Origin of the sequence: Cryobacterium shii, from assembly GCF_004402595.1 — a bacterium.
In the GTDB taxonomy this organism is placed as follows: Bacteria; Actinomycetota; Actinomycetes; order Actinomycetales; family Microbacteriaceae; genus Cryobacterium; species Cryobacterium shii.
In genome coordinates this window covers 20,947-40,826 of sequence record NZ_SOFY01000071.1, presented here as the reverse complement: position 1 = coordinate 40,826, position 19,880 = coordinate 20,947, and the positions used below count along the sequence as shown (strand labels likewise).

Annotated in this window: 16 protein-coding genes; 14 read left to right on the top strand and 2 right to left on the bottom strand. The window is 68.0% G+C overall.

Annotated elements, in window-relative coordinates; translation table 11 throughout:
* Positions 1 to 473: 473 nt before the first annotated feature.
* From rplJ to E3O49_RS13450, 4 genes are all read left to right on the top strand, one after another.
* On the top strand, positions 474 to 989 hold the full coding sequence (gene rplJ / locus E3O49_RS13465) for a 50S ribosomal protein L10 (protein WP_134365673.1): 516 nt from the start codon (positions 474 to 476) through the stop codon (positions 987 to 989).
* 52 nt (positions 990 to 1,041) lie between these two features.
* On the top strand, positions 1,042 to 1,425 hold the full coding sequence (gene rplL, locus E3O49_RS13460; RefSeq protein ID WP_134365672.1) for a 50S ribosomal protein L7/L12: 384 nt from the start codon (positions 1,042 to 1,044) through the stop codon (positions 1,423 to 1,425).
* Positions 1,426 to 1,587: 162 nt separating this feature from the next.
* Positions 1,588 to 2,058, top strand: a complete 471-nt coding sequence (locus E3O49_RS13455; RefSeq protein ID WP_134365671.1) for a MarR family winged helix-turn-helix transcriptional regulator — start codon at positions 1,588 to 1,590, stop codon at positions 2,056 to 2,058.
* Positions 2,055 to 3,326 carry an MFS transporter gene (locus E3O49_RS13450; RefSeq protein WP_134365670.1) on the top strand — a complete coding sequence of 424 codons (1,272 nt, stop codon included), beginning with the start codon at positions 2,055 to 2,057 and terminating at the stop codon, positions 3,324 to 3,326. The genes E3O49_RS13455 and E3O49_RS13450 overlap by 4 nt, the downstream gene beginning before the upstream one ends.
* Before the next feature lie 28 nt (positions 3,327 to 3,354).
* On the opposite strand, the gene E3O49_RS13445 is transcribed toward E3O49_RS13450, so the two are convergent.
* Positions 3,355 to 4,383, bottom strand: coding sequence for a LacI family DNA-binding transcriptional regulator (locus tag E3O49_RS13445; protein ID WP_134402781.1), 1,029 nt, complete (start codon positions 4,381 to 4,383; stop codon positions 3,355 to 3,357).
* Between the two features lie 307 nt (positions 4,384 to 4,690).
* On the opposite strand from E3O49_RS13445, the gene E3O49_RS13440 reads away from it, so the two are divergent.
* From E3O49_RS13440 to E3O49_RS13425, 4 genes are all read left to right on the top strand, one after another.
* Positions 4,691 to 6,010, top strand: a complete 1,320-nt coding sequence (locus E3O49_RS13440; RefSeq protein ID WP_134405025.1) for an ABC transporter substrate-binding protein — start codon at positions 4,691 to 4,693, stop codon at positions 6,008 to 6,010.
* 194 nt (positions 6,011 to 6,204) lie between these two features.
* Entirely contained in the window at positions 6,205 to 7,338 is a 1,134-nt protein-coding gene (locus E3O49_RS13435; RefSeq protein ID WP_134405023.1) for a carbohydrate ABC transporter permease, read from the top strand.
* Positions 7,335 to 8,303, top strand: a complete 969-nt coding sequence (locus tag E3O49_RS13430; protein ID WP_134365666.1) for a carbohydrate ABC transporter permease — start codon at positions 7,335 to 7,337, stop codon at positions 8,301 to 8,303. The genes E3O49_RS13435 and E3O49_RS13430 overlap by 4 nt, the downstream gene beginning before the upstream one ends.
* 156 nt (positions 8,304 to 8,459) lie before the next feature.
* Positions 8,460 to 10,346: an ABC transporter ATP-binding protein gene (locus E3O49_RS13425; RefSeq protein ID WP_134365665.1), complete on the top strand. Its 1,887-nt coding sequence runs from the start codon at positions 8,460 to 8,462 to the stop codon at positions 10,344 to 10,346.
* A gap of 467 nt (positions 10,347 to 10,813) precedes the next feature.
* On the opposite strand, the gene E3O49_RS13420 is transcribed toward E3O49_RS13425, so the two are convergent.
* Positions 10,814 to 11,551: a DUF3105 domain-containing protein gene (locus E3O49_RS13420; protein ID WP_134451762.1), complete on the bottom strand. Its 738-nt coding sequence runs from the start codon at positions 11,549 to 11,551 to the stop codon at positions 10,814 to 10,816.
* Positions 11,552 to 11,863: 312 nt separating this feature from the next.
* On the opposite strand from E3O49_RS13420, the gene E3O49_RS13415 reads away from it, so the two are divergent.
* The 6 genes from E3O49_RS13415 to araA all read left to right on the top strand — a co-directional run bounded on the left by E3O49_RS13415 (position 11,864) and on the right by araA (position 19,868).
* Positions 11,864 to 13,228, top strand: coding sequence for a cystathionine beta-synthase (locus E3O49_RS13415; RefSeq protein ID WP_134365663.1), 1,365 nt, complete (start codon positions 11,864 to 11,866; stop codon positions 13,226 to 13,228).
* A 65-nt stretch (positions 13,229 to 13,293) separates the two neighbouring features.
* On the top strand, positions 13,294 to 14,448 hold the full coding sequence (locus E3O49_RS13410) for a cystathionine gamma-synthase (protein WP_134365662.1): 1,155 nt from the start codon (positions 13,294 to 13,296) through the stop codon (positions 14,446 to 14,448).
* Between the two features lie 252 nt (positions 14,449 to 14,700).
* Positions 14,701 to 15,720, top strand: a complete 1,020-nt coding sequence (locus E3O49_RS13405) for a LacI family DNA-binding transcriptional regulator (RefSeq protein ID WP_134365661.1) — start codon at positions 14,701 to 14,703, stop codon at positions 15,718 to 15,720.
* A 208-nt stretch (positions 15,721 to 15,928) separates the two neighbouring features.
* The gene (gene araB / locus E3O49_RS13400) at positions 15,929 to 17,644 is read left to right on the top strand and encodes a ribulokinase (protein WP_134402778.1); all 1,716 of its coding nucleotides are present in this window, start codon (positions 15,929 to 15,931) and stop codon (positions 17,642 to 17,644) included.
* Positions 17,641 to 18,351 carry an L-ribulose-5-phosphate 4-epimerase gene (locus E3O49_RS13395; protein ID WP_134365659.1) on the top strand — a complete coding sequence of 237 codons (711 nt, stop codon included), beginning with the start codon at positions 17,641 to 17,643 and terminating at the stop codon, positions 18,349 to 18,351. Before araB ends, E3O49_RS13395 begins: the two co-directional genes overlap by 4 nt.
* Entirely contained in the window at positions 18,351 to 19,868 is a 1,518-nt protein-coding gene (gene araA / locus E3O49_RS13390) for an L-arabinose isomerase (RefSeq protein WP_134451760.1), read from the top strand. The genes E3O49_RS13395 and araA overlap by 1 nt, the downstream gene beginning before the upstream one ends.
* Positions 19,869 to 19,880 lie beyond the last annotated feature (12 nt).

Genomic DNA, 19,880 nt, shown 5'->3' with positions numbered 1-19,880 from the left:
CCCGCAGTCCGCGCCCGCCCGCAGCCCGCGCCCGCCCGCAGCCCGCGCCCGCCCGCAGCCTCCGCATCCCGCGCCGCCCGCAAACCGCCCCGACCACCCCCGCCCGAACTAATTCGACGGAGATTTTGCTCTAGAAAGCGGGTTTGAGCCCGAAACCGGCAGTTTCGGGCAAAATCTCCGTCGAATTGGTTCAGAGCGGGTGACCGGGCGCCCCAGCCACGCAGCAACCAGACGGATCCGGATTTGCGCCGGCCCGCGGCATCCCGTAACGTAGGGAAAAGCCAAAGACCGCCGGTTATTGCTCTGTGCAGAAATGCACAGGCAATCGAAGGTTCATTCACGTGAACGGCCCGCGCAGGATTCGAAGTCAGACTGCATTCCTCGAGAATGCGTTCCCAGCTCCGGCGCCTGCGTCGGAGCTTTTTTCATGTCTGCTCCCCGGGCTACCGGCACATGAAACCAAGAGGAGCGCCATGGCGAACAAGGAAGCAACGGTCGCCGAGCTTACGGAGAAATTCCAGAGCTCGACCGCCGTTCTGCTCACCGAGTACCGCGGTCTCACTGTTGCGCAGCTCAAGACGCTGCGCGTTTCCATCAGTGCGGACGCCACGTACGCCGTGGTGAAGAACACGCTGACCAAGATTGCGGCCAACAACGCCGGCATCACGTCGTTTGACGACGAGCTTGTCGGTCCGTCCGCAATCGCATTCGTTCACGGAGACCCTGTCGCCGTTGCGAAGACCCTGCGTGCCTTTACCAAGGCAAACCCTCTCCTGGTAGTGAAGGGTGGTTACTTCGACGGTAACCCGCTCACCGCCGCAGAGGTAGGCAAGCTCGCCGACCTCGAGTCCCGCGAAGTGCTGCTGGCCAAGCTGGCCGGCGCATTCAAGGCCTCGCTGTTCGGAGCCGCATATCTGTTCAACGCACCGCTGTCGAAGGCTGTTCGCACCATCGAGGCGCTGCGTGAGAAGCAGGAGTCCGCGAACTAGGCATCGGCCTGGCATCGCGGTGAGTAACTAAGAAACTATAGGGAGAAAAATCATGGCAAAGCTTTCCACCGAAGAATTGCTCGAACAGTTCAAGGGCCTGACCCTCATCGAGCTCTCCGAGTTCGTCAAGGCGTTCGAGGAGACCTTCGAGGTCACCGCTGCTGCTCCGGTCGCCGTTGCCGGCGCTGCTGGTCCTGCTGCACCCGCTGAAGAGGTCGAAGAGCAGTCCGCTTTCGACGTCATCCTCGAGGCTGTCGGCGACAAGAAGATCCAGGTCATCAAGGTTGTGCGCGAGCTCACCAGCCTGGGCCTCGGCGAGGCCAAGGCCGTCGTCGATGGCGCGCCGAAGGCCGTCCTCGAAGGCGTCTCCAAGGAGGCCGCTGAAAAGGGCAAGGCTGCTCTCGAAGCTGCCGGCGCCACCGCAGTCCTCAAGTAGCAGGCACCCCTCACGGGGCTCTCGCTCTTCGCTCACGCGGAGGAATGATCGGCGCGAGCCGATTGCGCTCTGACGGGCGTCGCATCCACTGGATGCGGCGCCCGTTCGTCGTTAACCCCGCAGCCGCGATTTATATATAGCCAAGCTATGTATAGTTGACGGATGTCCACGACACTCCTCGATCTGCTCGGCGACCTGATCACGGTCAACCACCGGGTCACCCGCCTGGCCGCCCAGGCCGCGAACGGCACCGAATCCCCGGCCGTCTGGCGGACGCTGAGCGTGCTGCGCCAGACCGGACCGATCCGCCTCGGCGAGCTGGCCGTGCGCAGCCGCGTCTCCCAGCCCACCGCCACGAAGCTCGTCAGCCACCTGGCCGAGCGCGGCTGGGCCGAGCGCCTGGCCGATCCGCTCGACGCCCGGGCGGCCCGCACCCGGGTCACCGCCTCCGGCGAGGCCGCCCTCGCGGCCTGGCGTACCGAGCTGGCCACCGCCCTGCTGCCGCTGTTCAGCGACCTGCCCGCCGCCGACGTCGAGGTCCTCGAACGCGCGATCGCCATCCTGCGGGAACGCGTGGATGCCGGCGAACCGGCCCCACCGGCCGAACCGGGCGACGCGGCGGTCGCGCTGTGAGCCGGGCCGCGAGCACCGCGCCGCAGTCCCAGCAGTCCACGCGGTCACCGGCCGCCAGCATCCTGCACCAGCCGACCGCGGTCTGGGCGGTGGCCTTCGCCTGCGTGATCGCCTTCATGGGCATCGGCCTGGTCGACCCGATCCTGCCGGCCATCACCCGCGACCTCGAGGCCACCCCGACCGAGACCGAGATGCTCTTCACCAGCTACCTCGTGGTCACCGGCGTCGCCATGTTCTTCACCAGCTGGATCTCGAGCCGGATCGGCGCCAAACGCACCCTGCTGATCGGCCTGGCCCTGATCGTCGCGTTCGCGCTGGCCTCCGGGATGTCCCAGAGCGTCGAGGCGGTGATCGGCTTCCGGGCGGGCTGGGGTCTCGGCAACGCCCTCTTCATCTCCACCGCGCTGGCCACGATCGTCGGCGCAGCCTCGGGCGGGACGTCCTCGGCCATCATCCTCTACGAGGCCGCGCTCGGGCTCGGCATCGCGATCGGCCCGCTGATCGGCGGCCTGCTCGGCAGCCTCAGCTGGCGCGGGCCGTTCTTCGGCAGCGCCTCGCTGATGGCCGTCGGCTTCGCGGCGATCGTGGTGATGTTGAAGACGGATGCCCCCGCACCGGTCCCGATCCGGCTCTCGGCTCCGTTCCGGGCGCTGGCCCGGCCCGCACTGGGTGTCCTCGCCGCGGCCGCGTTCTTCTACAACATCGGCTTCTTCGTGCTGCTGGCGTACACCCCGTTCGCGCTCGTGCCGCTGGGCCTCGGCAGCGCGATCACCCTCGGCCTGGTCTTCTTCGGCTGGGGGGTCTCCCTCGCGGTCACCTCCGTCTGGGTGGCGCCGCTGCTGACCAGACGGATGAAGCGCACCCATGTGCTGGCGGCCGTGCTGCCGCTGCTGGCGCTCGACCTGGTCGCCGCGGCCCTGGTGAGCGGCTCGGCGGCCGGCCTGGTCGTCTGCGTCATCGTCGGCGGGCTGCTGCTCGGCGTGCTGAACACGGTGCTGACCGAGTGCGTGATGGAGGCCACGGACCTGATGCGAGCGGTCGCGTCGTCCGCCTATTCCGGCGTGCGGTTCCTCGGCGGGGCCCTCGCGCCGCCCGCCGCGACGCTGCTCGCCGCCGCGTTCGGGCCGGCGGCGCCGTTCTTCGCGGCCGCGGCCGCCGTACTGGTGGCCGTGGCCATCCTGCTGCTGGGGCGCGCGCAGCTGCACCGGGCGAACGGGGTCGTCGACCGGCTGGAGGAAGCCGAGGCCATCGGCGCCGGCGACAGCTGAGCGCGGTGCGGCTCGGGTGCGGTGCGGCTCAGGCGCCGAGCGGCTGCCGGGGCCCGCTGGTGCTCGAACGGACGACCAGGTTCACGGGCAGCACGGTCAGGTGATTCGCCTCATCCGTGTCCGTCGGGCTCTCCAGCTCGGCCAGGAGCGACACCACGGCGAGCCGGGCCTGGCGCCGCGGATGCTGTTCTAGGGTGGTCAGCCGGAACATCTGGGCGTACGGATGCCCGTCGATCCCGATCACGGACAGGTCGGCGGGCACCTGGATCCCCAGTTCCCGGGCGGCGACGATCACGCCGATGGCGATCTCGTCGGAGGCGGCGAACACCGCCGTCGGCCGGGTGCGGGGGTCGCCGAGCACGGCCAGCCCCACGCCGTAGCCGCCGGGCAGCGTGAATTCGCAGGCGTAGAAACTGCCCTCGGTGGACAGACCCGCCTCGTTCATCGCCGAGGCGAAGCCGGTGCGGCGGTTGCTGTGCACCTTGAAGTCCATCTCGTCGGCCTCGCTGCCGCCGATGTGGAGGATGTCCTTGTGGCCGAGGCTGAGCAGGTGCTCGGTGGCGAGCCGGGCCGAGGCCACGTCGTCGATCGCGATGGTGTGCACGCCACGGATCGGGCCCCCGATGCCCACCAGCGGGCGGCCGAGGCGGTGCAGGAGGTCGACTTCGGCGTCGCTGAGGGCGACTCCGACAGAGATCACCCCGTCGAATCGCTTGCGGGCGAGGAAGTACTCGAAGACGCTGTCGCGTTCTTTCGACGCGGCCGGCAGGTTGTAGAGGGTCATGTCGTAGCCCTCTTCGAGGAGGGCCTGTTCCAGGCTCTCGAGCACCTCGGAGAAGAACCAGCGACTGATGAAGGGGATGATCACGCCGATGCTCTTCGTACGCCCGGTGACCAGGCTGGCCGCGTTGGGGGAGGCGACGTAGCCGATCTCCTTGGCCGCGGCGACGACCTTCGACCGGGTCTCCTCGGACACGTACCCGCGACCGCTGAGGGCGCGGGAAGCGGTGGCTTTGGCGACGCCGGCGAGACGCGCGACATCCGCAATCGATCTCATTCCAGCCTCCGTCCTTGGACCCGGATTTCAGACTAGCGCCTCCCCGGGCAGTATGGAACCGGTTCCATTCGGGATCGAACTGAGCTGAATGGGTTTGGGTGCTTGTTGGCCTGTTCGGGGCTATTTCGTGGCCCATCGGACCGATCTTTGCCATTTCGTAACCCCAATGCTCTTGCGATTCTCCGAACGGTGCCGTAACTTATGGTGTGGAACCGGTTCCCTATCTGACCGTTTCCAGCACCTGCAGCACCCCGGTGTCCCTGGGCAAGACCACGCGAACACCGCCAACACTCAATGAGGAGGAAATATGCGGTCATCCCTGCACCGCCGTTTCACAGCACCAATCGCCATTGCGGCGATCGCCGGTCTGACCCTGGCCGGCTGTTCCGGCGGACCCGGCAGCACGACGACCGATGCGGGCGCAGCCGGTGACGGAACCGTCACGGTCTACGGGACCATCGGCGACACCGAGGCAAAACTGCTCGAAGAGTCCTGGGCCGGCTGGGAAAAAGAGAACAAGATCGACATTCAGTACGAAGCGTCGAAAGAGTTCGAAACCCAGATCGCGATCCGGGCCCAGGGCGGCAACGCTCCCGACATCGCCATCTTCCCGCAGCCCGGCCTGATGGCGGACCTCGCCAGCCGTGACTACCTCAAGCCGGCCCCGAAGGCCGTCGAGGCCAACGTCGACAAGTACTGGTCCGCGGACTGGAAGGCTTACGGCACGGTCGGAAACACCCTGTACGGCGCGCCGCTGATGGCCAGCGTCAAGGGCTTCATCTGGTACTCGCCGGCCAAGTTCAAGGAGTGGGGTGTCGAGGTTCCCAAGACCTGGGCTGACCTCCTCGCCGTGACGAAGACGATCCAGGAGAAGACCGGCGCCGCCCCGTGGTGTGCGGGCTTCGGCTCCGGCGACGCCACCGGCTGGCCGGGAACGGACTGGGTCGAGGACCTGGTCCTGCGCCAGGCCGGACCGGAGACCTACGACAAGTGGATTAAGAACGAGATCCCGTTCACGGATCCCGCCATCAAGAAGGCGTTCGACTCCGTGGGCGAGATCCTGCAGAACCCGGCCTACGTCAACGCCGGATTCGGCGACGTCCGCTCCATCAACAGCACTCCGTTCGGTGACGTGGCAGCCCCGCTCGCCGACGGAACCTGCGCCCTGCACCACCAGGCATCCTTCTTCGACGGTTTCATCACGGATGCCGGCGGCAAGGTCGGACCCGACGGCGACGTCTGGGCCTTCATCACCCCGGGTGAAGAAGCCGGCAGCCAGGCCGTGACCGGTGGTGGCGAGATCGTCGCCGCGTTCGCGGACGACGCCGACACCCAGAAGGTGCAGGAGTACCTCTCCAGCGCCGACTGGGCGAACAGCCGCGTCAGCCTCGGTGGGGTCATCAGCGCCAACTCGGGTCTTGACCCGGCCAACGCGAAGAGCCCGATCCTGCAGGAAGCCATCAAGATCCTTCAGGACCCGAAGACCACTTTCCGCTTCGACGGTTCGGACCTGATGCCCGGCTCGGTCGGCTCGGGAACGTTCTGGAAGGGCATGGTCAACTGGATCAACGGAACCCCGACCGACGAGGTGCTCACGAGCATCGAAGCCGGCTGGCCGTCGAGCTAATCTCGGCCGTTCGCTAGCACCACCCGCACCACAGCAGTCGCACTACAGCAGTCGCACCAACAACCAGAACAGGGCGGGCCGCCCTTCACAACAGAAGGGCGGCCGCGCTCGGGTGCCGGTGTACCGTTGCGTTAAGTTTTCGCAGCGCCACCAGCGAACACTGTGAGTCCACAGTCGTACTCGAGAGGTTTCCTATGTCAGCATTTCTTTCCTGGCTCGCTGGCTTGCCCGCCCTCGCGCAAGTCCCGATCATCATCTTCGCGTTCGTCGCGCTGGTGGGGGCGATCCTGTTCTTCGTCGAAATCGCCCCGCGCAAGGGCACCCTGTACACCGTCATCCGGCTGGCCGTCTGTGTGCTGGCACCGATGCTCATCCTGCTGGCCGCCGGTTCGTACTGGTGGGCCGCCGCCGCCGCCGCCGTCCTCGGCGGGGTGTTCTTCATCGTCGACTACCGGTCACGGGTCGGCGCCGGCTATCTCTTCCAGCTCTTCGGCTTCCTCTCGCCCGCCATCCTGCTGCTCATGATCGGCCTGGTCATCCCGACCATCCAGACCACGGTGCAGGCGTTCATGAACTCCCGCGGAACAGCGTTCATCGGATTCGACAACTTCATCTGGGTGTTCACCCAGCCCGAGGCGATCCGCACGGTGCTCAACACGATCGTCTGGGTGCTCATAGCCCCGCTCGTGTCGACGATCGCCGGACTGGCCTACGCGGTCTTCATCGATAAGAGCCGCGGTGAGAAGTACTTCAAGATCATGGTCTTCATGCCCATGGCCATCTCCTTCGTCGGGGCGTCGATCATCTGGCGCTTCGTCTACACGGCCCGCCCGGCCAGCCAGAACCAGATCGGCCTGCTCAACCAGGTCGTGGTCTGGTTCGGCGGCCAGCCGGTCGACTTCCTCGCCAACGAACCGTGGAACACGGTCTTCCTGATCATCGTTCTGATCTGGGTGCAGACCGGATTCGCCATGGTCGTGCTCTCCGCCGCCATCAAGGGCGTGCCGGCCGAGCAGCTGGAGGCCGCGGAACTCGACGGCACCAACCCGTGGCAGAAGTTCACCAACGTCACCGTGCCCGGCATCCGTAGCGCCCTGATCGTGGTGCTGACCACGATCTCCATCGCCTCCCTCAAGGTCTTCGACATCGTGCGGACCATGACGGCAGGCGCCAACGACACCAGCGTCATCGCGAACGAGATGTACACGCAGTTCAAGAACTTCGAGCAGGGCCGCTCCGCCGCCTTCGCCGTGATCCTGTTCCTGCTGGTGCTGCCGATCGTCATCTACAACGCCCGCCAGATCCAGAAGCAGAGGGAAATCCGATGAGCGCCGTACTGCCTGTTGAAGTTCCGGACCCGACCACCAGGAACCACCTCCGCCAGGGCGAGAAACGCCTGGAGGCACCGGCCAAGCGAACCAAGAAGCGCCTGACCAGTCGCGGTGCGACGGTCGCGGCCCTGCTGATCGCCGTGCTCTGGACCGTCCCCACCTTCGGGCTGTTCGTCTCGTCGTTCCGCCCGGCCCAGGAGGTGCGCACCACCGGCTGGTGGACCCTCTTCCAGAACTGGGGCCTCACCCTCGACAACTACTCTCAGGTGCTCCAGGCCGGAAACAGCCAGCTGAACCTCGCGGGCGCGTTCATCAACTCGATCGCGATCACCCTCCCGGCCACGCTGCTGCCGCTGATCATCGCGAGCCTCGCGGCCTACGCGTTCGCCTGGATCGACTTCCGCGGCAAGAACGTGCTCTTCATCGCCGTGTTCGCACTGCAGATCGTGCCGCTGCAGATGGCCCTCGTGCCGCTGCTGAAGTTCTTCTCGCAGGGCTCGATCTTCGGAATCCCCGTGGTCACGTCGATCAGCGACGCCGGCGGCTATTCCCAGGTCTGGATCGCGCACACCATGTTCGCCCTGCCGCTGGCCATCTACCTGCTGCACAACTTCGTGTCGGAGATCCCCGCCGACGTGATCGAAGCGGCGCGGGTCGACGGCGCGGGGCACGGGCAGATCTTCTTCCGGATCGTGCTGCCGCTGACCATGCCGGCGATCGCATCCTTCGCCATCTTCCAGTTCCTCTGGGTCTGGAACGACCTGCTGGTGGCGCTGATCTTCGCGGACGGCGCGGTCGCCCCGATGACCAAGCTGCTGGCCGAGATCACCGGCACCCGGGGTCAGGACTGGCACCTGCTCACGGCCGGCGCGTTCATCTCCATCCTGGTTCCGCTGCTCGTCTTCTTCTCCCTGCAGCGTTACTTCGTGCGCGGCCTGCTGGCCGGCTCGACCAAGGGGTAGCCCGACTGCCCCACCTGATCACCGACCGTGCCCGTTCCGGTCGACTGTGCCCGTTCTGCCGGCCGCGGTCGACCGGAACGGGCACAGTCGTGTGGCGGGACTGTGAAGCCGCCGACCGGGGGCGGCCGGGGATCGCCGGGAGTTTAGAGTGAAGCCATGAGTGGAATGCACGGCGGTGGTGGCGGGCGACGAGGCCGGGTCAGCGGTGGGGACGCCGTGGCACAGCGGGCCGAGAATGCCGAGGCCCCGCGCATCCCGAACCTGCTCGGCCGGATCGCCGGACTGTTCGCCCCGCACCGCACCGCGCTGATCGTGACCGTGGTGCTGGTGTTCATCAGTGCCGGACTCTCGGTCGTGCCGCCCCTGCTGGTGCAGAGGGCCTTCGACGAGGGGCTCTTCCCGCCCGGCGGCGCGCCCGATGTGCGGCGGCTCGCCGTGCTCGTGGGCCTGATGATCGCCATCTACCTGGGGTCGCAGCTGCTCGGTGTCTGGCAGACCTGGCTGACCGCCACCGTCGGCAACTCCGTGATGGGTTCGCTCCGGGTGCGCCTGTTCACCCACCTCCAGGCGATGGAGCTGAGCTTCTTCACCCGGACGAAGACGGGCGTCATCCAGTCCCGGCTGCAGAATGACGTGGGCGGCGTCGCGAGCGTGCTCACCAACACCATCTCGAGCCTGCTCGGCAACGTCGTGACCGTGATCGCGTCCCTGGTGGCCATGCTCCTGCTGAGCTGGCAGCTGGCCATCGTCGCCGTCGTCCTGATGCCCATCCTGGTGATCGCGCAGCGCCGGGTCGGCCAGGTGCGCGCCCGGATCGCGGCGAAGACGCAGGAATCGCTGTCCGACATGACGGCCATCACCCAGGAGACGCTGAGCGTGTCCGGAATCCTGCTCTCCAAGAGCTTCACCCGTCAGCCGACCGAGATCCGCCGGTACTCCGACGAGAACGACAACCAGGTCAGGCTGCAGGTCAGCCAGCAGATGAGCGGCCAGTGGTTCTTCGCGATGGTCAGCATCTTCCTCTCCAGCATCCCCGCGATCGTCTACCTGTTCGCGGGCCTGCTGATGGCCGGCGGCACGACCGACATCACCCCGGGCACGATCGTCGCGTTCACGACCGTGCAGTCCCGGCTGTTGTTCCCGCTGCTGGGGCTGATGCGGGTCACCCTCGACCTGCAGACCTCGAGCGCCCTGTTCGCCCGCATCTTCCAGTACCTCGACCTGAAGCCGGCGATCAGTGACGCCGCGGAGGCCGCCGAGGTGCCCACGAGCGGCACGGATGTCGGCCGGGTCGAATTCGACAACGTCACGTTCGCCTACCCGGACTCTTCCCCGGACTCGCGGCCCACCCTCGACCACGTATCCTTCGCGATCGAGCCGGGACAGTTCGCGGCCTTCGTCGGTCCGTCCGGGGCCGGCAAGACCACCGTCTCTTACCTGATCCCCCGGTTCTACGAGGCGTCGGCCGGCCGCGTGCTCTTCTCCGGCGTCGACGTACGCGCCCTGCGCCAGGAGTCCCTGGTCTCCCACATCGGCATCGTCAGCCAGGAGACCTACCTCTTTCACGCGACCATCGCCGAGAACCTGCGGTACGCGAAACCGGATGCCACGGATGCCGAACTCGAGGCCGCGGCCCGGTCCGCGAGCATCCACGGCACGATCGCGTCCTTCCCCGAGGGGTACGCCACCGTCGTGGGGGAGCGCGGTTATCGTCTCTCCGGCGGCGAGAAGCAGCGGATCGCGATCGCCCGCGTGCTGCTCAAGAACCCGGAAGTGCTCATCCTCGACGAGGCCACCAGCGCCCTCGACGCCATCTCGGAGCGGGTCGTGCAGGCGGCCCTCGACACCGCGTCCCGCGGGCGCACGACCATCGCCATCGCGCACCGGCTCTCGACCATCGTGGCCGCGGACGTGATCTTCGTCGTCGACGCCGGCCGGATCGTGGAGAGCGGCACCCACTCCGAGCTGCTTGCGGCGAACGGCGTCTACGCCCGGCTGTACTCGGAGCAGAGCACGTCGTCGTCGCCGCTCCTCGCCGAGTAGGTGCCGGCCGGCTCTCCCGGCGCGCTCGCGGGGTGGCCCGCGGCATCCGTCGCCCGCCTCGCCCCTCGCCTCTCTCGCCTCTCTCGCCTCTCTCGCCTCGCCACTCGCCCCTCTCGCCTCTCCCGCCTCGCCACTCGCCCCTCTCCAGTTCTCGCGGCGCACCCTTGAGCCGCGGGCGCATGTTCTAGCGTGCGCCCGCGTGCCGAAGGTGCGCCGCGAGTGTCGCCGCGCTTGGAGGGGTCGGCCTCCCGCGGAGAGATACGCCCCGCGGAGAGGTGCGCCCCGCGGAGAGATACGCCCCGCGGAGAGATACGCCCCGCGGAGAGGTGCGCCCCGCGGAGAGATACGCCCCGCGGAGAGGTGCGCCCCGCGGAGAGATACGCCCCGCGGAGAGGTGCGCCCCGCAGGGAGGACGCCCCGCGGAGAGGTACATCTTGCGGAGGACGCCCCGCGGAGAGCGCGGCCGGCTAGCCGACCTTTCCGGGGGCGGCGAGGGCGCCGGAGCAGGACTCGCCCGGCTCCGGGGCGGTCGGACCGTTCAGGTAGGCGGCGGCGAAGGCCGGGATGCGCGGGTCGGCGGCCGATTCCAGCCGCAGCTGCACATTCCAGGTGGTCAGCACGATCGGTGAGCCCAGCCCGGGGTAGGGCGACACAATGACGTGGTCGCCGGGCAGGGCGGCGCGAAGCGCCGCGACGTCGACCGGGGCGAGGGCCGGGTCGTAGGTGGCCCAGACCGCGCCGTGCTCGAGGGAGTGCACCGCGTTCTCTTTCGGCACGGCCCGGTCGTGGGCCCCGCAGTCCAGCCAGACGGGACTGTGCGGGCCGCCGGTCGGCGGGGATTGCGGGTAGGTGACGGAGGTCGTGACGTGGCTCGGTTCATTGAAGTACGTCTCCAGCCCGACGATCGGGGTCGCCTCGGTCGTGGCACCGGAAGGGCCGCCCGAGGGTGCGCCCGGCGTCTCGGTGCCACCGACTCCGGTGGCTCCGGCTCCGGTGGTGCCGGCCGGCTCTCCCGGCGCGCTCGCGGGGGCGAGCACCGACGAGACGAGCAGGGCGCTCACGCCCACGGCGCCGAGCACGCCCAGGGCGAGTCCGAACCGACGGTTCCAGGCCAGGCGCCTCCGTTCGTGGGGCGAGCGCGGGGCATCCGTCGCATCGACGATGGGCGCACCGACGTCGCCCGGCGAACTATCATCAACGGGCACGGGAGGCTTTCATCATGATCGCGATTCTACGCAGCCCGCGTGGGCCTGGTGCCCGGAGGCGCCTGGCCTGCGCCCGTCCTGCGTCCGGCCTGCGCCGGGCACGCGGCGGCCGCATCTGGTGACCCCGAGCACGCTTCGCTAGAGTTGGGATCGTGCTCGTTTTGATGTCGTGTCCGCGGTGTGATCGTCGCTGGCCGACCCCGGTAATCCCACACGACCTCGCGTTTCCGTAGATTTGCGCACAGCCGGCGCGTGCAGCCTTGGCCGCGCGGCGAGTGAGAAACGGCGCGACACCATGACGAAGGACACTCCATGAAAATTGCCGACACCATCCTCGACCTCATCGGCGACACCCCCCTGGTCAAACTGCACAAGGTGACCGACGGCGTCAGCGCCACCGTGCTCGTCAAGCTCGAGTACCTCAACCCGGGCGGCTCGTCGAAGGACCGCATCGCGACGCGCATCATCGACGCCGCCGAGCGCGAGGGGCACCTGTTGCCCGGCGGCACCATCGTCGAGCCGACCTCGGGCAACACCGGCGTGGGGCTGGCGCTCGTCGCCCAGCAGCGCGGCTACCGGTGCGTGTTCGTGCTGCCCGACAAGGTAGGCGAGGACAAGCGCAACGTGCTCACGGCGTACGGCGCCGAGATCGTGGTGACCCCGACATCCGTCGCCCCTGATCACCCCGACTCCTATTACAGCGTCTCGGACCGTCTGGCCCGTGAGATCCCGGGCGCATTCAAGCCCAACCAGTACGCGAACCCGAACGGGCCGCTCAGCCACTACGAGACGACCGGGCCAGAGATCTGGCGCGACACCGACGGCCGGGTGACCCACTTCGTCGCGGGCGTCGGAACCGGCGGCACCATCACCGGCACCGGCCGCTACCTGCGCGAGGTGTCGGGCGACACCGTGCGCATCATCGGCGCGGACCCCGAGGGCTCGGTCTACTCCGGCGGCACCGGCCGGCCGTACCTGGTCGAGGGTGTGGGCGAGGACTTCTGGCCCGCCGCCTACGACCCGTCCGTGGTGCACGAGGTGATCGCCGTCTCCGACGCCGAGTCGTTCGCGATGACCCGCCGGCTTGCCCTCGAGGAGGGCATCCTGGTCGGCGGATCGAGCGGCATGGCCGTCGTCGCCGCCCTCCGCGCGGCGACGACCCTCAGCGCGGACGACACGATCGTGGTGCTTCTGCCCGACGGCGGCCGCGGCTACCTCGGCAAGATCTTCAACGACGGCTGGATGCGCAGCTACGGTTTCACCAACGCCCCGGCCGGGAACACGGTCGCCGACCTGCTCGAATCCAAGACCGGCACGCTGCCGCCCTTCGTGTACGTGCACCCGAGCGCGACCGTGCGCGACGCCATCGGCGTGATGACCGAGTCCAGTGTGTCCCGGGTACTGGTCCTCACCGCCAAACCGCCCGTCGTGATGGGGGAGGTCGTCGGCGCGATCGACGAACGCCGCCTGATGGAGCTGGTCTTCTCCGGCGAGGCGCAGCTGGCCGATCGCGTGGGCGAGTTCGTGGCCGACTCCCTGCCTCTGATCGGCGTGAACGAGCCGGTCGCCACCGCGCGGGCCGCCTTCACCGGACACGATGCGCTGCTCGTCACCGACGGCGGCAAGCCCCTGGGCGTCATCACCCGCCACGACCTGCTCACCTACCTGAGCGTGTAAACAGGCACACAACCGTCAGACACATGACAGTCAGACAAACGAACAGCATGAACAAGGAAGACCCAATGGCTCGCACCCCCAACTTCGACACCATCGCCATCCATGCCGGGCAGGAATTCGACCCGACGACCGGCGCCGTGATCCCGCCCATCTACCAGACCTCCACGTATGTGCAGGAGAGCATCGGGCACCTTCGGGGCGGCTACGAATACAGCCGCGGCGGCAACCCGACCCGTACCGTGCTGGAGACCCTGCTGGCCGCGCTCGAGGGCGGCAAGCACGGACTGTCCTTCGCCAGCGGGCTCGCCGCGGAGGACACCATCCTGCGCGCGCTCCTGGCTCCGGGCGACCACATCGTGCTCGGCAACGACGTCTACGGCGGCACCCACCGCCTGATCAACCGGGTGCACGGCGCCTGGGGCATCCTCCATTCGACCGTGGAGATGAGCGACCTCGCCGCCGTCGAAGAGGCCATCATTCCGGGCGAGACGAAGATCCTCTGGGTGGAGACGCCCAGCAACCCGCTGATGAAGATCAGCGACATCACCGCGCTGGCCGAGATCGGGCACCGCTACGGCGTGACCGTGATCGTGGACAACACGTTCGCCTCGCCCGCGCTGCAGCATCCGTTGGCCTTCGGCGCCGACGTCGTCGTGCACTCGACCACCAAGTACCTCGGCGGCCACTCCGACGTGCTCGGCGGCGCCCTGATCATCAACGACGACGAGCTCGCCGAGAAAGCGCAGTTCCTGCAGTTCGCCGCCGGCCCGGTGTCGGCCCCGATGGATGCCTGGCTCACCGTGCGCGGAATCAAGACCCTCTCGGTGCGGATGGACCGCCACTGCAGCAACGCCCAGGCCATCGCCGAACACCTGCAGGCTCACCCGGCGATCGACCGGGTCTACTACCCGGGCCTGCCCGGCCACCCCGGCCACGAGCTGGCGAAGAAGCAGATGAGCGGCTTCGGCGGGATGCTGTCGATCGCGTTCGCGGGCGGCGCGGCCGCGGCCCGAACGTTCGCCGAGTCCACCCACCTCTTCCAGCTGGCCGAATCCCTCGGCGGGGTCGAGTCGCTGGTCAACTACCCCTCGGAGATGACGCACGCATCCGTCCGCGGCACCGAGCTGGAGGTGGCGGACAACATCATCCGTCTCTCCGTCGGTATCGAAGACGTCGCCGACCTCATCGACGACATCGACGGGGCCCTCGCCGCACTCTGATCCGGCAGCTGTTGGCGGCCGCCGGCAACGTTGGCGGCCGTCTGTTCTTGAGTCTGCATGCTCGCTGCTGAATCCCTGATCGCCTTGCATGCCGCTGATGGCATTGACCCGCTTTGCCTGTGCTGCCGCGGGCCAGGCCCGTCTCGGCGGTCCATGTGACTGTCACATCGGAGTCACTTGAAACCCCGCCGGACGTGCATACTGGATGTGCGATCACAATTGTGACCGTGCACATGTGAACAAGGTCGTTACGTGACAGGCAAGCCACCCAAAGTGCGCGCCCCCAGCATCAGAGACGTCGCACGTCTCGCCGGGGTGTCCCACCAGACTGTGTCACGCGTGCTCAACAACCACCCCAGTCTCCGTGACTCGACCCGGGCGAAGGTGCTGCAGGTCATGGAAGACCTGCAGTACCAGCCGAACCGGGCCGCGCGGGCCCTGTCCCGCGGCCGTTCCCGCACGATCGGCATCCTGACCGCCCAGAGTTCCGAGTACGGTCCGGCCAGCAGTATCGCCGCGATCCAGGAGGCGGCGCAGGAGGCCGGCTACTACGTGAACACGGCCAACCTGGCCGCCGACGACCACGAGTCGATCGAAGCGGCCCTGGTGCAGTTGATGCTCCAGGGGATCGAGGGTCTGGTCGTGATCGCGCCCCAGGTGCGGGTCTTCGACGTTCTCGAGCAGCTGTCGATCACGGTTCCCTACGTGTCGCTGCAATCGGGGGGCCGTCAAGACGGCCACGCCCTGTCCGTCGACCAGATTGCGGGCGCGCGGCTGGCGACCCGGCACCTGATCGACCTGGGCCACCGGCGCATCTACCACCTCGCCGGCCCGCAGGACTGGATCGAGGCCGAAGCGCGGATGCGCGGGTTCCTCGATGAGATGGGCGCCATGGATGTGCCGACCACAGCGCCGATCCTCGGCGACTGGACCGCGGACTTCGGCTACTACGCCGGACGCGAGTTGTTCGGGCGCCTGGATTTCACGGCGATCTTCTCCTCGAACGACCAGATGGCCCTCGGTCTGATGCATGCGGCGCGCGACGCCGGCCTCGAACTTCCGCGGGATGTCAGCATCGTTGGCTTCGACGACATCCCCGAAGCGGCTCATTTCTGGCCCCCGCTGACGACCGTGCGCCAGGACTTCGCCGAACTGGGCCGACGCTGCGTCGCCGCCCTGCTCGAAGACCTGGCGGGCCACGAACCCGTGGCCGAACAGTCGATCATGCCCCGGTTCATCGTGCGCGCGTCGACGGCCCCGCCCGTCCGGTAACTCCCGCGTAACTCCGGCCCGCCCCGGCCGCCCCTCTCCGCGCCCGTCGGAAACGGTTGAATATCGGCCCCAGGTTGGGACTTGACAACTGCGCCATGGGGAGAGCTAACATGAGACAGGCAAATGTGACCGTTCACATTTGACCGGCACATGACCGGGAGAACGACTCCGGCACGAGCACCACCAGCGAGACGAAGGAGTCGATTCCGTGGGAATCACCGAGCAGCCGGATGCGCATGCAGACGTCAATTCATACGTCATCGGGATCGACTACGGAACCCTCTCCGGCCGCGCGGTCGTCGTTCGCGTCTCCGACGGCGTCGAGCTCGGTTCCGCCGTCCTGGACTACCCGCACGCCGTGATGGACACGACCCTCGCCGCCACGGGCGCCGCCCTGCCGCCGGAGTGGGCCCTGCAGGTTCCGCAGGACTACGTGGACGTGCTCAAGAGCGCCGTCCCCGCCGCCGTCGCGAACGCGGGCATCGACCCGGCCCGCGTCATCGGTGTCGGCACCGACTTCACGGCCTGCACCATGGTTCCCGTCCTCGCCGACGGCACCCCCCTCAACGAGCTGCCGGAATACGCCGACCGCCCGCACGCCTACGTGAAGCTTTGGAAGCACCACGCCGCGCAGCGCCAGGCCGACCGCATCAACGAGCTCGCCGCCGAACGCGGCGAGAGCTGGCTGCCGCGCTACGGCGGGCTGATCTCGAGCGAGTGGGAATTCGCCAAGGGCCTGCAACTGCTGGAGGAAGACCCCGAGCTGTACGACCGGATGGACCACTGGGTCGAAGCCGCCGACTGGATCGTCTGGCAGCTCACCGGCCAGTACGTGCGGAACGCGTGCACCGCCGGTTACAAGGGCATTCTGCAGGATGACGCGTACCCCGGCGAGGATTTCCTCGCCGCGCTGAACCCCGGGTTCACGCGGTTCGCCACCGACAAGGTGGCGCACGAGATCGGCCAGCTCGGCGCATCCGCCGGCACCCTCTCCGCCGAGGCCGCAGCCTGGACCGGCCTGCCGGAGGGCATCGCCGTCGCCGTCGGCAACGTCGACGCGCACGTTACCGGTCCGGCCGCCCAAGCCGTCCTGCCCGGCCAGATGGTGGCCATCATGGGCACCTCGACCTGCCACGTGATGAACTCCGACCACCTCGCCGAGGTGCCCGGTATGTGCGGCGTCGTCGACGGCGGCATCGTCTCCGGGCTCTACGGTTACGAGGCCGGCCAGTCCGGGGTCGGCGACATCTTCGCCTGGTACGTGAACAACCAGGTTCCCGCCCGGTACTTCACGGAGGCGGCCGCCGCGGGCCTGAGCGTGCACCAGTACCTGACCGAACTGATCAAGGACCAGCCCGTCGGCGGCCACGGACTGATCGCCCTCGACTGGCACAGCGGCAACCGCTCGGTGCTGGTCGACCACGAACTCTCCGGCCTGGTTCTCGGCATGACGCTGACCACCCGCACCGAGGAGATCTACCGGGCACTGCTCGAGTCCACCGCCTTCGGCACCCGCACGATCGTCGAGACGTTCAACTCGAGCGGCGTCCCCGTCACCGAGTTCATCGTCGCGGGAGGCCTGCTCAAGAACGCTTTCCTGATGCAGACCTACAGCGACATCCTGCGCCTGCCGATCTCCACGATCGCCAGCGAGCAGGGCCCGGCGCTGGGCTCGGCGATCCACGCGGCCGTCGCCGCGGGCGCCTATCCCGATGTGCGCGCGGCCGGCCAGGCCATGGGCAAGCTCAACAAGAACGTGTACACGCCCAACGAAGAGTCGGCCGCGGCGTACGACAAGCTGTTCGCCGAGTACTCGCTCCTGCACGACTACTTCGGTCGCGGCACGAACGACGTCATGCACCGACTCAAGGCCCTCAAGCGTGACGCCGGCGCCTCGCTGGAAACCTCGGCGGTCTCCGCATGAGCTCCTTCGGCCCCCGGATCGAGGTTGCCATCGCACGGGTCCGCGACGAGATCGCGCGCCTGCACACCGAGCTGACCAGCAACGGGCTCGTGGTCTGGACGGGCGGAAACGTGTCCGGCCGTGTCCCGGGCGCTGACCTGTTCGTGATCAAGCCCAGCGGCGTCGACTACGCCGATCTCGCACCGGAGAACATGATCGTCTGCGACCTCGACGGCAACGTCATCCCCGACACCCCCGGGTCTGACCGTGCGCCGTCCAGCGACACGGCCGCGCACGCCTACGTGTACCGCAACATGCCGGACGTCGGCGGCGTCGTGCACACCCATTCCACCTACGCCACGGCCTGGGCGGCGCGCGGCGAGGAGATCCCCTGCGTGATCACGGCCATGGCGGACGAATTCGGCGGCCCGATCCCGGTGGGACGCTTCGCCATCATCGGCGACGACACCATCGGCCGCGGCATCGTCGAGGCGCTGACCGGTCACCGGTCCCGGGCCGTGTTGATGCAGAATCACGGGCCGTTCACCATCGGCAAGGACGCCCGCGACGCGGTCAAAGCCGCCGTGATGGTCGAAGACGTCGCCCGCACCGTGCACCTCGCCCGCCTCGGCGGGGAACTCATCCCCATCCCCCAAGAGGCGATCGATTCCCTCTTCAACCGCTATCAGAACGTTTACGGTCAAGCACCGCAAGGAGCACTCACGTAATGGCTACTCTCACCGACACCCTCGACACCTACGAGGTCTGGTTCCTCACCGGCAGTCAGAACCTCTACGGCGAGGAGACCCTGCGGCAGGTCGCCGAGCAGTCCCGGGCCATCGCCGACGCCCTGAACGCCTCGAGCGACATCCCGGTTCGCGTCGTGTGGAAGCCGGTCCTGAAAGACTCCGACTCCATCCGCCGCGCCGCCCTGGACGCGAACTCGGACGACAGCGTGATCGGCCTGATCGCGTGGATGCACACGTTCTCGCCGGCGAAGATGTGGATCGCGGGCCTGGACGCACTGGCCAAGCCGCTGCTGCACCTGCACACCCAGGCGAACGTGGAACTGCCCTGGAGCGAGATCGACTTCGACTTCATGAACCTGAACCAGGCCGCGCACGGCGACCGGGAGTTCGGTTACATCCAGACCCGGCTCGGCGTGTCGCGCAAGACCGTCGTGGGCCACGTGTCCAACCCGGTCGTCACCGGGAGCATCGGCACCTGGACCCGTGCCGCCGCCGGCTGGGCCGCGAGCCGCACCATGAAACTGGCCCGCTTCGGCGACAACATGCGCTACGTCGCAGTGACCGAGGGCGACAAGACCGAGGCCGAACTGCGCTTCGGGGTGCAGGTGAACACCTGGCCGGTGAACGAACTCGCCGAGGCCGTGCACGCGGTGACGGATGCCGCGATCGACACCCTCGTCGCCGAATACGAGGACCTCTACGACGTGGTCCCCGAACTGCGCGCCGGCGGCGACCGCCACGAGTCCCTCCGGTACGGCGCGGCGATCGAGCTCGGCCTCAAGGGATTCCTGGAAGCCGGCGGCTTCAGCGCCTTCACCACGAACTTCGAAGACCTCGGCGCACTCAAGCAGCTGCCCGGCCTGGCCGTGCAGCGCCTGATGGCCCAGGGATACGGTTTCGGTGCCGAGGGCGACTGGAAAACGGCCGTCCTGGTGCGCGTCGCCAACGTGATGGGGTCCGGCCTTCCCGGCGGCGCGAGCCTGATGGAGGACTACACCTACGATCTCACTCCCGGCGCGGAGCTCATCCTCGGAGCCCACATGCTCGAGGTCAACCCCGCACTCTCCGCCGCGAAGCCGACGCTGGAGATCCACCCGCTCGGCATCGGCGGCCGCGAAGACCCCGTGCGCCTCGTCTTCAACGCGGCCCCCGGCCCGGCCGTGGTGGTCGCCATGAGCGATATGCGCGACCGGTTCCGCCTGACCGCGAACGTGGTCGAGGTGGTCGAGCCGCCCCAGGCGCTGCCGAAGCTTCCGGTCGGCCGCGCGGTGTGGCGCCCGGAACCGGACTTCGCCACCTCCGCTGCGGCCTGGCTCACGGCCGGCGCCGCCCACCACACCGTGATGTCGACAGCCGTCGGCATCGAGGTGTTCCAGGATTTCGCCGAGATCGCTCGCACCGAGCTTCTCGTGATCGATAAGACCACCACCCTGCGTGATTTCACGCGCGAGGTGCGTTGGAACCAGGCCTACTACCGACTGGCACAGGGCCTGTAGTCACAGCACCAC

Bases quoted from the DNA above. Each gene is read 5' to 3' on its own strand.
- rplJ (WP_134365673.1), top strand. From the start codon at position 474: ATGGCGAACAAGGAAGCAACGGTCGCCGAGCTTACGGAGAAATTCCAG.
- rplL (WP_134365672.1), top strand. From the start codon at position 1,042: ATGGCAAAGCTTTCCACCGAAGAATTGCTCGAACAGTTCAAGGGCCTG.
- E3O49_RS13455 (WP_134365671.1), top strand. From the start codon at position 1,588: ATGTCCACGACACTCCTCGATCTGCTCGGCGACCTGATCACGGTCAAC.
- E3O49_RS13445 (WP_134402781.1), bottom strand. From the start codon at position 4,383: ATGAGATCGATTGCGGATGTCGCGCGTCTCGCCGGCGTCGCCAAAGCC.
- E3O49_RS13440 (WP_134405025.1), top strand. From the start codon at position 4,691: ATGCGGTCATCCCTGCACCGCCGTTTCACAGCACCAATCGCCATTGCG.
- E3O49_RS13435 (WP_134405023.1), top strand. From the start codon at position 6,205: ATGTCAGCATTTCTTTCCTGGCTCGCTGGCTTGCCCGCCCTCGCGCAA.
- E3O49_RS13430 (WP_134365666.1), top strand. From the start codon at position 7,335: ATGAGCGCCGTACTGCCTGTTGAAGTTCCGGACCCGACCACCAGGAAC.
- E3O49_RS13425 (WP_134365665.1), top strand. From the start codon at position 8,460: ATGAGTGGAATGCACGGCGGTGGTGGCGGGCGACGAGGCCGGGTCAGC.
- E3O49_RS13415 (WP_134365663.1), top strand. From the start codon at position 11,864: ATGAAAATTGCCGACACCATCCTCGACCTCATCGGCGACACCCCCCTG.
- E3O49_RS13410 (WP_134365662.1), top strand. From the start codon at position 13,294: ATGGCTCGCACCCCCAACTTCGACACCATCGCCATCCATGCCGGGCAG.
- E3O49_RS13395 (WP_134365659.1), top strand. From the start codon at position 17,641: ATGAGCTCCTTCGGCCCCCGGATCGAGGTTGCCATCGCACGGGTCCGC.
- araA (WP_134451760.1), top strand. From the start codon at position 18,351: ATGGCTACTCTCACCGACACCCTCGACACCTACGAGGTCTGGTTCCTC.